General features: G+C 73.1%; 13 protein-coding genes. 4 read left to right on the top strand and 9 right to left on the bottom strand.

The genetic code is table 11. From position 1 onward, the window contains the following. Positions 1-33: 33 nt before the first annotated feature. Both ACH54P_RS34090 and ACH54P_RS34085 read right to left on the bottom strand, forming a co-directional pair. Positions 34-351 (bottom strand): hypothetical protein, encoded by a 318-nt coding sequence (locus tag ACH54P_RS34090; protein WP_489907407.1) that lies wholly within the window; start codon positions 349-351, stop codon positions 34-36. A gap of 10 nt (positions 352-361) precedes the next feature. Next, positions 362-1,222, bottom strand: a complete 861-nt coding sequence (locus ACH54P_RS34085) for a hypothetical protein (RefSeq protein ID WP_489907406.1) — start codon at positions 1,220-1,222, stop codon at positions 362-364. 137 nt (positions 1,223-1,359) lie between these two features. Here ACH54P_RS34085 and serC point away from each other — a divergent pair, with 137 nt between their 5' ends. Beyond that, complete coding sequence (gene serC / locus ACH54P_RS34080; protein WP_489907405.1) at positions 1,360-2,484, top strand: phosphoserine transaminase; 1,125 nt, start codon at positions 1,360-1,362, stop codon at positions 2,482-2,484. Here serC and ACH54P_RS34075 read toward each other — a convergent pair. The 6 genes from ACH54P_RS34075 to ACH54P_RS34050 all read right to left on the bottom strand — a co-directional run bounded on the left by ACH54P_RS34075 (position 2,477) and on the right by ACH54P_RS34050 (position 8,998). Then, positions 2,477-3,718: a glycosyltransferase 87 family protein gene (locus ACH54P_RS34075; protein WP_489907404.1), complete on the bottom strand. Its 1,242-nt coding sequence runs from the start codon at positions 3,716-3,718 to the stop codon at positions 2,477-2,479. The genes serC and ACH54P_RS34075 overlap by 8 nt on opposite strands. A 47-nt stretch (positions 3,719-3,765) precedes the next feature. Beyond that, on the bottom strand, positions 3,766-5,289 hold the full coding sequence (locus ACH54P_RS34070) for an amidohydrolase family protein (protein ID WP_489907403.1): 1,524 nt from the start codon (positions 5,287-5,289) through the stop codon (positions 3,766-3,768). A 193-nt stretch (positions 5,290-5,482) separates the two neighbouring features. Then, positions 5,483-6,682: an ABC transporter permease gene (locus tag ACH54P_RS34065; RefSeq protein ID WP_489916790.1), complete on the bottom strand. Its 1,200-nt coding sequence runs from the start codon at positions 6,680-6,682 to the stop codon at positions 5,483-5,485. A 2-nt stretch (positions 6,683-6,684) separates the two neighbouring features. Further along, on the bottom strand, positions 6,685-7,371 hold the full coding sequence (locus tag ACH54P_RS34060; RefSeq protein WP_489907402.1) for an ABC transporter ATP-binding protein: 687 nt from the start codon (positions 7,369-7,371) through the stop codon (positions 6,685-6,687). Beyond that, positions 7,368-8,462, bottom strand: coding sequence for a peptidoglycan-binding protein (locus ACH54P_RS34055; protein WP_489907401.1), 1,095 nt, complete (start codon positions 8,460-8,462; stop codon positions 7,368-7,370). The genes ACH54P_RS34060 and ACH54P_RS34055 overlap by 4 nt, the downstream gene beginning before the upstream one ends. Beyond that, positions 8,459-8,998: a hypothetical protein gene (locus tag ACH54P_RS34050; RefSeq protein WP_489907400.1), complete on the bottom strand. Its 540-nt coding sequence runs from the start codon at positions 8,996-8,998 to the stop codon at positions 8,459-8,461. Before ACH54P_RS34050 ends, ACH54P_RS34055 begins: the two co-directional genes overlap by 4 nt. A gap of 113 nt (positions 8,999-9,111) precedes the next feature. Here ACH54P_RS34050 and ACH54P_RS34045 point away from each other — a divergent pair, with 113 nt between their 5' ends. From ACH54P_RS34045 to sepH, 3 genes are all read left to right on the top strand, one after another. Continuing rightward, on the top strand, positions 9,112-9,774 hold the full coding sequence (locus ACH54P_RS34045; RefSeq protein ID WP_489907399.1) for a response regulator transcription factor: 663 nt from the start codon (positions 9,112-9,114) through the stop codon (positions 9,772-9,774). After that, the gene (locus ACH54P_RS34040) at positions 9,771-10,922 is read left to right on the top strand and encodes a sensor histidine kinase (protein WP_489907398.1); all 1,152 of its coding nucleotides are present in this window, start codon (positions 9,771-9,773) and stop codon (positions 10,920-10,922) included. Before ACH54P_RS34045 ends, ACH54P_RS34040 begins: the two co-directional genes overlap by 4 nt. A 192-nt stretch (positions 10,923-11,114) precedes the next feature. Then, a complete protein-coding gene (gene sepH, locus ACH54P_RS34035; RefSeq protein ID WP_489907397.1) occupies positions 11,115-11,972 on the top strand; it encodes a septation protein SepH in 858 nt (285 codons plus the stop codon). Here the strand turns inward: sepH and ACH54P_RS34030 are convergent. Beyond that, entirely contained in the window at positions 11,969-12,319 is a 351-nt protein-coding gene (locus ACH54P_RS34030) for an MmcQ/YjbR family DNA-binding protein (protein WP_489907396.1), read from the bottom strand. The genes sepH and ACH54P_RS34030 overlap by 4 nt on opposite strands. Between the last annotated feature and the right edge of the window lie 57 nt (positions 12,320-12,376).

The following is a 12,376-nucleotide window of genomic DNA, read 5'->3' as shown; positions in this document are numbered from 1 at the left end:
CGCTCACACCCCCAGAGGTGGTGAGCGGGGCCCTCAGGTCAGTGCGGCGGTGCCGGCCGCGTACGCGACGGCGGCGGCGAACTGGTTCGCGATGCGCTTGCCCTCACCCCAGTCGAACAGGCCGAACTTCAGCTGCGTCAGGACGGTGAGCGTCGCCCCTCCCGCGGACGGCGCGACCGTCGCGGTGATCACCTGTCCCCAGCTCAGGAAGGTCATGCCGGTGCGGCAGGACGCGAACCCGCGCTGCGGGTCGTAGAACGGGCTCTGCGCGCCGATCGCCGCGAACCCGGCGGGAAGCGCGTTCCACAGCGCCTGGGGCGGCGCCGGGAAGGTCTGTTGCACGGTTGTCACGGCGGGGACGCTACCGGTGCCCGGGCGGGGCGGGAACCGTGTTTTTACCCCCACGGCGATGGAAACCGATGAGCCCGACGGCGTAGCTGTCGCCCTCCGGAAGGCCGGTCACGAGGTACTCCGAAGGCCAGCCCGCCAGCCACAGCCGACGCCGGTCCGCCAGTTCGGCGGCGATGTCGGCGGGCACCGTGGCCAGGTGGAACCGGGCCCGCGCGTCCCCCGGCAGCACCATCCAGCCGTTGACCGGCTCGCCGGGGCGCACGTCGAACGCGGCCGCCGTGACCGGCGTCCAGGTGCCGCTCGCCAGGCACCGGGCCGCGACGGCGAGATCGGAACGCCACAGGGCGAGCGCCACCACGGCCACCACGGCCGGGACCGGCAGGATCCAGGGCGCCCAGCCGCCGGCGACGACGGCCGCCACCTCGGCACCGATGGCCAGGCCGCCGACGCCCCACGCGGCCGCGGTCGCGACCACCAGCCGTCGCCGCAGCGCTGTGCGCCGCGTCATCAGCCGCTTCGGCAGGAGGCGGGACAGGACGTACACCGTCGCGCCGAGGAAGAGCGCGACGAGCACCCCGGCGTTCACGACGTCGTCGCCGTGCGGCGGGTGCAGCACCAGCGCGACCACGACGAGGACGTCGGCCAGTGCCAGGCCGGCGACCCCGGCCACCCGGAGGAAGCGGTGCCCGGCCGGGCTGTCGCCGGTGAGCCACCACGGCAGCCGCCGGACGAACACGAAGACGAGGGTGAGCGCGAGCGCCACCGGCGCCGCGATCGTGGTCCAGCCGCCGCTCGCCACCAGGTGCACGACGACGACCGCGCCCAGGTTCCAGAACATCCACCACCGCGGCCGCCACGGCTCGTCCGTCATCGGTCCTCCCCTCCCCGCGGGAGAAACTACCGGGGGCCCGGCGCGGCGGACAGCGGGTTTCCGCGTGGCTCATTCCACATTCCGGACACCCGCGCACCACCTTCACCAGCCGCGTCCCGACCTGAGAGACTGGCCACATGACCGACGCTGAGTTGACCATCCCCGCCGACCTCAAGCCGGCCGACGGCCGCTTCGGCTGCGGCCCGTCGAAGGTCCGCGCCGAGCAGCTGAGTGCGCTGGCGGAGTCCGGCTCCACCTACCTCGGCACGTCGCACCGGCAGAAGCCGGTCAAGTCCCTCGTCGGGCGCGTCCGGGCCGGCCTGTCCGAGCTGTTCTCGCTGCCCGAGGGCTACGAGGTGATCCTCGGCAACGGCGGCACCACGGCGTTCTGGGACGCGGCCGCGTTCGGCCTGGTCCGCGAGCGCGCGCAGCACTTCACCTACGGCGAGTTCTCCTCGAAGTTCGCCACCGTGACCAAGGGCGCGCCGTTCCTGGCCGACCCGATCGTCGTCAAGGCCGAGCCGGGCAGCGCGCCCGACATCGCCTACGAAGCCGGCGCGGACCTGGTCGGCTGGGCGCACAACGAGACGTCCACCGGCGTGGCCGTGCCGGTCCGCCGCCCCGAGGGCAGCGAAGGCGCGCTGGTCGCGATCGACGCGACCTCCGGCGCCGGCGGGCTCCCGGTCAAGGCCGAGGACTTCGACGTCTACTACTTCGCGCCGCAGAAGTCGTTCGCCGCGGACGGCGGCCTCTGGATCGCGCTGGCCTCGCCGGCCGCGGTCGAGCGGATCGGCGAAATCGGCGGCGGCGACCGCTGGATCCCCGAGTTCCTGTCGCTGACCACCGCGCTGGACAACTCCCGCAAGGACCAGACGTACAACACCCCCGCCGTGGCCACCCTGTTCCTGCTCGCCGAGCAGATCGAGTGGATGAACGGCCAGGGCGGCCTCGAGTGGACGACCTCACGCACGAAGGACTCGTCTTCGCGGCTGTACGACTGGGCCGAGAAGACCAGCTACACCACGCCGTTCGTGAAGGACCCGGACCTGCGCTCGCAGGTTGTCGGCACGGTGGACTTCACCGACGAGGTGGACGCCGCCGCGGTGGCGAAGGTGCTGCGCGCCAACGGGATCGTCGACACCGAGCCGTACCGCAAGCTGGGCCGCAACCAGCTGCGCGTCGGCCTGTTCCCGGCCATCGACCCGGACGACATCACGAAGCTCACGCAGAGCATCGAGTACGTCGTCGAGCGGCTCAGCTGACCTGAGGCTCCTTGGAGGGGACCTCCGCCGCTTCCGCGGTGGGGGTCCCCTTCTTCGTGCTCAGGCGGCGGGTGCCGAACGCGGCGAGGGCCAGCAGGAGCAGGCCGAACAGCTCGTAGGACTCGGTGGCGAGCCACCAGCTCGCGGACGGCGCCGGGCGCGGGGCGAACCACATCGGGCCGGCGATGAACAACGCCAGTCCCGCGACGACGACCGCGGCCGCCACCCACCGGACCGCCCGGTCGAAGCGCCACGCGTACCACCCGGCGAGGACGAGGATCGGCACGCACCACGTCCAGTGGTGGGTCCACGAGATCGGCGAGACCAGCAGCCCGCCGAGCGCGCAGGCGGTGAGCCCGAGCACCGGCTCGGCGGCGCGCACGATGATCACCGCGACCAGGGCCATCACGGCCAGCGCGACCAGCACCCACACGAACTCCGGCAGGCCGGCGCGCACGGTCAGGCCGTGCAGCGACTGGTTGCCGACGTAGTCGACGCCGCCGATGCGGCCCGCGTCGAAGACGAGCTTCGTCCAGTACGTGACGGACGCCGACGGCCGGACCAGCCACAGCAGCGCCCCGGCCGCCACGAACCCGGCCACCACCCGCGCGGCCGACTTGAAGTCGCGGCGGACGAGGAAGTACACGACGAAGACGGCCGGGGTCAGCTTGATCGCCGCGGCCACGCCGATGAGCAGGCCCTTCGTCCGCTTCCGGTCGCCGGGCAGCAGGACGTCGAGCACCACCAGCACCATGAGCAGGGCGTTGATCTGCCCGAAGCCGAGCGTCGAGCGGACCGGCTCGAGCAGGGCACCGGCGAGCTGCGCGCCGATGGCGACCAGCGCGGCGACCGCCCGCCCGCGGACCTGGGACGCGTCGGTCAGCGAACCGTTGAGCGTCGCGACGTAGAGGTAGGCGACCACGCCGGTCGCGACGATCGAAGCGATGCTGACCAGCTTCATCGTCACGGCGAACGGCAGCAGCGTGCCGGGCAGGAACACCGCCGCGGCGAACGGCGTGTACGTGAACGGCAGCAGGATCTGGTGCGTGGTCGGCACCCAGGCGTCGTACGGCGAGCCGTGCTCGGCCAGCGCCTTCGCGCCGCCCAGGTAGACCTCGAGGTCGAGGCCGTCGAACCGCTTCAGCAGGAGCACCAGCCCGACCGCGGCGACCTCGAGCGCCGCGAGCGACCACGCCAGTTTCCGGCCTCCGGAAAGCCACCCAGCCAGCCGCACGCGTCCCCCTCGAACCAGGTCTTCGACCGGCCGAGATTACCGGGCGCTCAGCAGCACCCGCGCACCGGCAAGCGCACTGACCTGGCGTTCACCGAGGCGGGCGGCTGGTTCGCCGCGGCCTCGACGTCGGCCAGCATGCGGTCGAGCGTGGCCCGGTCGAGGACGCGGCCGTCGGTGACGACGGTGTCGATCCGCCGGACCGCGCGGATGTCGGCGAGCGGGTCGGCGTCGAGCAGCACCAGGTCGGCGACCTTGCCGGGGCTGATCGTCCCGGCGCCGGCCGCGTGCCCGAGGAACGCGGCCGCGTCGCGGGTCACCGCCTGCAGCGCCCGCCGCGGGGTCAGCCCGGCCTCGACCAGGAAGTCCAGCTCGTCGTGCAGGCTGAAGCCCGGGAAGACGTACGGGTTCAGGCAGTCGGTGCCGCCGAGCAGCCCGACGCCGGCCCGGTGCGCCGCGCCGGCGAGCCGCAGCTGGGCCTCGAAGCAGGCCTCCTGCCCGGCGATCTCCTCCGGCGTGACCGGCGCGAACAGCGGGAGCCGGTCGGCCCAGAAGTCCCGGATGTCCTGGGGCACGTACTTGAGCCGGGGGTCGTGCGCGTAGGCGTCGACGGGCTTCGAGATGACGCGGTTGATCGCGAACGTCGGGCTGAGCCGGCTGCCGAACGCCTTGAGGCCGGCGAAGTGGCGGCTCGCCGTCACCGGGTCGTAGGCCTGCGCGGCCTCCCGGTCGAGTTCGCGGGCGAGGTTGAAGAAGTCGCGCTCGGCGGCCGGGTCGAAGGGCGTCGCGTCGAGGCGGGCGAGGAACTCGTCACGACGGCTCGACGTCGCGATCGGCAGCCCGAAGAGGTGCTCGAAGCTGCGCTGCCCGGCCCGGGCGGCGTCGAGCGGGCGGATCCGGTACGGCCAGTGCCCGGCGAAGGTCAGGCCGAGGCGGCGGCACTCGTCGGCGATCCCGCGGAAGGCGTCCGGCGGGAGGTAGAAGTAGACCTTGACGAAGTCCGAGCCCTGGTCGGCCGCGGTCCGGACGGCCGCGCGCGCCTCCTCGGCGTTCGCGACCTGCGTGACCGGCGGGCCGAGCAGGCTCACCGGCCCGTCGATGATCGAACTGGCCAGCACGACCCGCGGGCCGAGCAGCTCACCGCGGGCGATCTTGTCGCGGGTGGCGCGGTTCTCGTCGTAGCCGTACATCTCACGGATGCCGGTGACGCCGTTGGCCAGGAACAGCGGCGGGAACAGCGCTTCGAGGTCGAGGCCGTGGGTGTGGGTGTCCCAGAGGCCGGGGACGAGGTAGCGGCCGCGGCCGTCGACGATCCGGGCGCCCGCGCAGGACGGCACGTCGGCGGCCGGCCCGACCCAGGCGATCCGGTCGCCGACCAGCACGACCGAGGAGCCCGGCCGTGCCGGTCCGTCGGTGCCGTCGACGACGGTGACGCCGTGCACCACGACGAGGTCGCGCCCGTCGGCCGCGGCTTCCTGCGCGAAGACGGCCGGAGCGACCCCGGCGGCGGCGAGTCCCGCGCCCGCCGTGGCCAGCCACCGCAGGAAGTCCCGCCGGTTCGCCTCGACTCGCACCACAGCCGCCTTCGATCGGGATCCGTGCGCCCATCCAACTCGAAGCCCGATCGAGGGCGGATCTCCCAAAGTGCGGAATCGCCGGGTGGCGGGCCACCCGTCGTGGCCCGCCACCCGGCGTCCCTCCGCCGGCGTCCCCTCCGCCGGGCCCCCGGCCGGCCCGCCCGACCGGACCGCAGCACCGAAACGGGGCTCAGGCGAGTGCTTGCGTCGGCGCGAGCCGGGCCGCGCGGACCGCCGGGTACGCCCCGGCCACCGCTCCGACCAGCGCCGCCACCCCGACCCCACCGGCCAGCGCTCCCGTCGGCAGCACCGCCGGCCAGCCCTGGCTCAGCGCGTACCCCGCCGTCACCAGGATCCCGGCCAGCACCCCCGCCAGCCCGCCCAACCCGGACAGCAGCACGGATTCGGCCAGGAACTGCCCGCGGATCTGCCGTTTCGTCGCCCCCAGCGCGCGGCGCAGGCCGATCTCGCGCCGCCGTTCCAGGACCGAGATGACCATCGTGTTCGCCACCCCGACGCCGCCGACCAGCAGGGCCACCCCGCCGAGGCCGAGGAACAGCGCGCTGTACGTCGTGTCCGTCAGCTTCTGCGCGGCGAGCGCGTCCGACGGGCGGCGGACCTCGACCTCGTTCGGCGCCTGCGGGTTCAGCGTCGCGGCCAGCACCGATCGGACCCCGTCCACTTCGGACTCCTCGGCGCGGACGTACACAGTGGACGGATGGCCGTCGAACCCGAGCAGCCGCTTCGCGACGTCCCAGCCGACCAGGGCCGACCGTTCGATCTCCGGCGCCAGTGGCATCGGCGCGAGGATCCCGACCACGGTGAACCACTGCGTCCCGATCATCACCTGCGGCGGCCGGGCCGGGTCGACGTGGTCGACGCCGAGCCGGGCCGCGGCCTGCGAACCCAGCACCGTCACCGGGTAGTCCTGGTTACCGGCGGCGAGGAACGCTCCCGCGCGGACCTTCCCGCCGAGCACCCCGAGCAGGTCCGGCCGGGCCGCGTACACGGCGAGCCCGGACGTGTCGTCCGCGGCGATCTTGTCGCTGCGGCGCACGCTCGCCGACGTCGTCCCGGTACCGCTGGCCGCCTGCACCGGCCCGATCCGCTTCGCCATCGGGACGGCGTCGTCGGGCAGGGTCGCGTCGGCCCCGAACAACGTCTGCCCCGGCCCGGCGGTGAGCAGGTTCGTGCCGAGCGCGGCCAGCCGGTCGTGCAGGGCCTGCGCGCCGGACGCCGGGATCGCCAGCACCGCCACCATCGCCGCGACGCCGATCGCGATGCCCAGCGCGGAAAGGACCGCGCGCACCGGCCGCGTCCGCATGCCGTGGGCGCCGAGCGCGACGACGTCCGGCGGCTTGAGCCGGGCGGGTTCCGGCAGGGTCACCATCGTCACCGCGCACCCACCAGGCCGGTGTCCAGCCGCAGGTGCCCGTCGAGCAGCTCGATCCGGCGCGGCATGCCCGCGGCGATCTCCCGGTCGTGGGTGATCACGACGATCGTGGTGCCGTCCGCGGACAGCTCGCCGAGCAGCGCGAGCACGGAGGCGCCGGTGCCGGTGTCGAGGTTGCCGGTCGGCTCGTCGGCCAGCAGGATCGACGGCTCGTTGACGACCGCCCTGGCGATCGCGACGCGCTGGCGTTCCCCGCCGGACAGCTCCCCGGGCCGGTGCCACGCCCGGTGCCCCAGCTTGACGCGGTCGAGCGCGGCCAGCGCCCGCTCCCGACGCCGTCGCCTCGGCACGCCGGCGTAGAGCAGGCCGGTGCACACGTTGTCCACCGCACTCATCCCTTCGTCGAGGAAGAACTGCTGGAACACGAACCCGATCCAGCGCGACCGCAGCGCGGAGACCTTGCGGTCCGGCAGCGCGGCGACGTCGTGGCCGTGCAGTTCGACGCGGCCCGACGACGGCCGGTCGAGCGTGCCCATCAGGTGCAGCAGGGTCGACTTGCCGGACCCGGACGGCCCGACGATCGCCACCATCTCGCCGTCCTCCAGGGTCAGCGAGACGCCGTCGAGCGCGGCGACCCCGCCGGGGTAGGTGCGCGTGACCTCGTGCACGCGCAGCACGGGCGTCACGACGTCGTCACCACCCGCATGCCCGCGGAGAGGCCGTTTCCGGAGACCTCGACCTTGCCGCCGCTGAAGAGTCCGGTTCGGACGGCGATGAGCCGTCGCTGCCCGTTCTCGTCGACCTCGACGGCGTACCCGCCTTCGGCGAGCGCGAGCAGCGCACCGACCGGGACCGCGAGCACGCCCTGGTGGACGTCCTTGGTGAACCGGACGGTCGCTGGGGCCGAGTCGAGCGAGCCGGCGACGGCCGGGTCGTCGAGCTCGACGGTCACGGTGATCTTGGGCTTGCCGTCGTCCTGGCCCGCGGCGTCCTTGCCCTCGACCGCGGTCCGCCCGACGTCGGTGATCGTGCCCTGCGTCGTCTTCCCGTTGATCGTCACGGACGCCTTCGCGTCCCGCTGGGCGAGGTCCTGCTTGGCCGCGTCGAGCTTCACCTGCACCGACCGGACGGTGCCGGTCGTCTTGAGCACCTCGCCCTGCGACGGCGAACCGAGCTTCGCCGACAGCGCCGACACCCGGACCTCGCCGGGCGCGAGCACGACGTCGCCCTGGCCGAACGCGCCGGTCTGCTCCAGTCCCAGCGCCTTCTGCCACTTCTTCAGCGCGGTGGCCGTCGCCGCGGTGAACTTCTTGTCCGGCGTGCCGAACCCCCCGTACCCGCACGCCTTGAGGTTCTCCTCCAGCTGCTTGACGTCGGCGCCGTCGTCCGCGCCCGTGGCGAGGTCGCGGTAGAACGGCAGCGTGCCGTAGAACAGCGGCACCGGCTTCGCGTCCACTCCGTACACCGGCTTGCAGCGGGTGAGGGTCGCGCCGGCCTCGGGCAGCGACGTGATCGTGCCGGGCTTGCGGCCGCCGACGGTCTCCTCGTCGCCGTAGCCGAGCGTGCCGTCGGCCTCCTCCTCTTCGCTCAGGTCGGTCTTGGCGACCTCTGCGGTCTCGACCGCGGGCGGCGCGGCCTCCTGCACCGGCGTGGCGGAGGAGACCCGCGTCAGGATGACGACGGAGCTGGTACCCAGCACCACGACGAAGACGGCGCCCGCGATGAACCAGCGCGTCCGGCCGCGGCGGCGGGGCTTGAGGTGGGCCACGTCGTTCACTTGGCCGCCTCGGAGCGGACGCTCATGCCCATGCCGCACGCCTTGGCGGCTTCTTCGAACTTCTTCGGGTCGTCGCCCGGCCCGCCGATCCGCACGGTGCCCTTGCCGCTCGGATCGGGGTCCGGCATGTCCACGCCGTGCTCCCGCATGCACTTGGCCTGCTTGCGCATCTTGTCGAGTTCTTCGGCGCTCGGCGGCTTCATCTCGCCGCCGTTGGGCATCAGGTGCTTGCACGCGTTCTGCGCGGCGTCGATCTTCGACTTGTCGGCGCCCTCGCCCTGGATGGCGATCGACATCCCCTTGCCGTCACCCGCGGGCTTCGGATCGGGCATGTCGACGCCGTGCTCGCGCATGCACTTGGCGAAGTCCCGCATCTTGTCCTCGTCGCTCTTGCCGCTGTTGTCGGCCGCGGCGGGGCCGCCCGTCTGGGACGGCGTCGAGATCGAGGCGACCTTCGACCCGTCGTCGGGCTTCGCCCCGCAGCCGCCGAGCAGCAGGGCCGTCCCGAGCGCCGCGACGGCTATCCGTGTCCGCATGGCTCGAATTCCTTTCGTCCGGATGAGGCTCAGGTCTACGGATCGGGGGATTCGGGCGCGCTAAGCGACGTCGCTTATGCGGTCCTTATGGCCTGCCTGCGCAGACTGGGCGGGTGCGCGTGCTGGTGGTGGAGGACGAACGGCTGCTGGCCGACTCGGTCGCGGAGGGCCTGCGGCGGCTCTCGATGGCCGTCGACGTCTGCTACGACGGCGAGCAGGCCCTGGAACGGGTCGGCGTGCACCGCTACGACGTCGTGGTCCTCGACCGCGACCTGCCGAAGGTGCACGGCGACGCCGTCTGCGCCGCGGTCGTCGAAGCGGGCGGCGAGGCACGCGTGCTGATGCTGACCGCGGCCGCCGACGTCACCGACCGGGTCGCCGGCCTGGGCCTCGGCGCCGACGACTACCTGACGAAGCCGTTCGCGTTCGCCGAACTGGTCGCCCGGGTGCAGGCGCTGTCGCGGCGCGCGCGGCCCGCGTTGCCGCCGGTGCTGGAGCGCGACGGCGTCGTGCTCGACCTGCCGCGCCACCAGGCCGCCCGGGACGGCCGGTTCCTGTTGCTCTCGCCGAAGGAGTTCGCCGTGCTGGAGGTGCTCATGCGGGCGGAGGGTGCGGTGGTCAGCGCCGAGGACCTGCTGGAGAAGGCGTGGGACGAGCACGCCGACCCGTTCACGAACGCGGTGCGCGTCGCGGTGATGACGCTGCGGCGCAAGCTGGGCGACCCGCCGGTGATCGAGACCGTGCCGGGCGCCGGCTACCGGTTCGGTACGCCGTGAACGGCCTGTCGGTCCGGACGAAGCTCACCGCCTGGTACGGCGGGCTGTTCCTGCTCGCCGGGCTGGTCCTCGTCGTCATCAACTACCTGCTGGTGCAGAGCACGCTGCCGGACCCGGCCCGGGTCGCCTCGACGACGATCGGCTCGGCCGACGCGCTCTACGGCGTCCAGGGCACCACGGTCGTGGGCTCCCCGGGCGTGGCGGTGCGGCTGCTCAGCGGGTCGCTGGACGAGTACCGCTCCTCGACGCTGTCCACCCTGGTCGTCGGCTCGGCGATCGCGCTGGTGGCGACGGCGGCGCTGGCCGTGCTGTTCGGCTGGCTGATGGCGGGCCGGGCGCTGCGGCCGCTGCACGACATCACCTCGGCCGCTCGGCGGCTGGAGGCGGGCAAGCTCGACCGGCGGATCAACCTCGAAGGACCGCCCGACGAGCTGAAGGAGCTGGCGGACACCTTCGACGGCATGCTCGACCGGTTGGCGGAGTCGTTCGACAGCCAGAAGCGGTTCGTCGCGAACGCGTCCCACGAGCTGCGGACCCCGCTGGCGGTGCAGCGGACGCTGATCGAAGTCGCGATGGCCGATCCCGAAGCCGCGCCGGAGCTCGAGAAGCTCGGCACGCACCTGCTGCACACCAACGAGCGCAGCGAACGGATGATCGAGGGCCTGCTCATCCTGGCCCGCAGCGACCGGGGCCTGCACGCGCGTTCGCCGGTCCGGCTGGACGAGGTGGCCGCGTCGGTCGTCCGGGCGACCGCGGCACAGGCCGCCGAAGCGGGGGTGACGGTCGAGACGCGGCTGCGGCCGCGAGTGGTGGCCGGCGACCGCGTGCTGCTGGAGCGGCTGGTGACGAACCTGGTCGTCAACGCCATCACGTACAACGCGCAGGGTGGCTGGGTGTACGTCGAGGTCCGCGGCGACCCGGCGCTGGAGGTCCGCAATTCGGGGCCGGTGGTCCCGCCGGAGGCCGTGCCGACGCTGTTCGAGCCGTTCCGCCGGGTCGGCGGCGCGGAGCGGACCGGGGACACGCGCAACGCCGGGCTCGGCCTGTCGATCGTCCGCTCGGTGGCCCAGGCCCACGGCGGCGGCGCCGAAGCCCAGCCGGGCCGCCGCGGCGGCCTCACCGTGACGGTCCGGCTCCCGCCGTCATGATCCACTCGATCGTGACTTTGTGTGTCCGGCGTGTCACCCCTCGGCCGCTGACCTGGGTGACCGATGATGCGGGAGTCGCCAAGTGAACAGTGGGCAGTTCGGTGCGGACTCGGCGCGCCTCGCACGTCAAGCCGACGCGCCGTTCTAACGTGGGCACCCACAACGGTGAAGAAGATCGGGGAGGCGAGAACAATGCGGGCGCTGCGAGTGGTCGGACTGCACGAGGACGGCAAGTCCATCGTGCTCGAAGACCCGGCGAGCCGTACTCGCTTCCTGCTCCCGGCTGATGAGCGACTGCGCGCGGCGGCGCGGGGTGACATCACCCGCCTCGGCCAGATCGAAATCGAGTTGGAGAGCCAGATGCGGCCACGCGAGATCCAGCAGCGCATCCGCGCCGGCGAGTCCGTCGAGCAGGTTGCCGCGAGCGCCGGTGTCTCGGCGCAGCGCGTCGAGCGCTACGCCTACCCCGTGCTGCTCGAGCGGTCGCGCACCGCCGAGCTCGCGCAGAGCGCCCACCCGGTCCGCGAAGACGGCCCCGACGTGCAGACGCTCGGCGAGGTCGTCGCGTACGGCTTCGGCGTCCGCGGGCACGACTACTCGCAGGCCACCTGGGACTCCTGGAAGGGCGACGACGGCCGCTGGGTCGTCGTGCTCCAGTGGAAGGCCGGGCGCTCGGACAACCGCGCGCACTGGGCGTTCTCGCCCGGGGCGCACGGCGGCACGGTGACGGCGCTCGACGAGAACGCCGAGGTCCTGCTGGACCCGAACGCCTACCGCGCCCCCCGCACGGTCCGCGCCCTCGACCCGGCCCGCGACGCGGAGTTCCAGCCGACGCTGGACTCGGTGCCGCCGGAGCACGCCGAGCTGCCGGCCGCCGAGCCGGACCCGGACGACGACACCCGCGAGATCCCCCGCGTCCCGGCCGACCCGGAAGAGGACGTGGCGGTGCCCGAGCAGGCGGAACAGGCCCGGCCGAAGGCGAAGAAGAACCACCCGATCGTGCCGTCCTGGGAGGACGTGCTCCTCGGGGTCCGCTCGCAGCGCGGCTAGTCCACCCGGGCGGCGAGGGTCTTCGGCGCCACCAGCCGGTACGCCTCCCGGACGATCCGGTCGACCTCGGCCCAGTCGACGTCGACGTCCAGCCGCACGCCCAGCCAGCCGCGGTGCCCGACGTACGGCGGCCGGAAGAACCGACCGGGTTCGGTGCGCACCAGCTCTTCCTGCACGCCCGGCGGCGCCGGGCACCAGAACGCGAGCAGGTCGTCGTGGTGGTGGTCGGCGAACATGACGAACGTCTTCTTGCCCCGCACGAACCACGTCGGTTCGCCGTGGCTGAGGCGTTCCGTCGTCTCGGGCAGCGCCAGGCACAACTTCCGCAACGCGTCGAGCTGCTCCATCCCGTCAGGTTACGATGTCACGCTGAGGGAGGGATCAGTCATGCAGCGTGACATTCG

The sequence above is a fragment of the Amycolatopsis sp. N2S4-7 genome, assembly GCF_058119595.1.
This window is presented reverse-complemented; position numbering and strand designations above follow the sequence as displayed.

Excerpts from the sequence above, each read along its gene's own strand:
- ACH54P_RS34085 (WP_489907406.1), bottom strand. The coding sequence starts at position 1,222 with ATGACGGACGAGCCGTGGCGGCCGCGGTGGTGGATGTTCTGGAACCTG.
- serC (WP_489907405.1), top strand. The coding sequence starts at position 1,360 with ATGACCGACGCTGAGTTGACCATCCCCGCCGACCTCAAGCCGGCCGAC.
- ACH54P_RS34065 (WP_489916790.1), bottom strand. The coding sequence starts at position 6,682 with ATGGTGACCCTGCCGGAACCCGCCCGGCTCAAGCCGCCGGACGTCGTC.
- ACH54P_RS34030 (WP_489907396.1), bottom strand. The coding sequence starts at position 12,319 with ATGGAGCAGCTCGACGCGTTGCGGAAGTTGTGCCTGGCGCTGCCCGAG.
- sepH (WP_489907397.1), top strand. The coding sequence starts at position 11,115 with ATGCGGGCGCTGCGAGTGGTCGGACTGCACGAGGACGGCAAGTCCATC.
- ACH54P_RS34050 (WP_489907400.1), bottom strand. The coding sequence starts at position 8,998 with ATGCGGACACGGATAGCCGTCGCGGCGCTCGGGACGGCCCTGCTGCTC.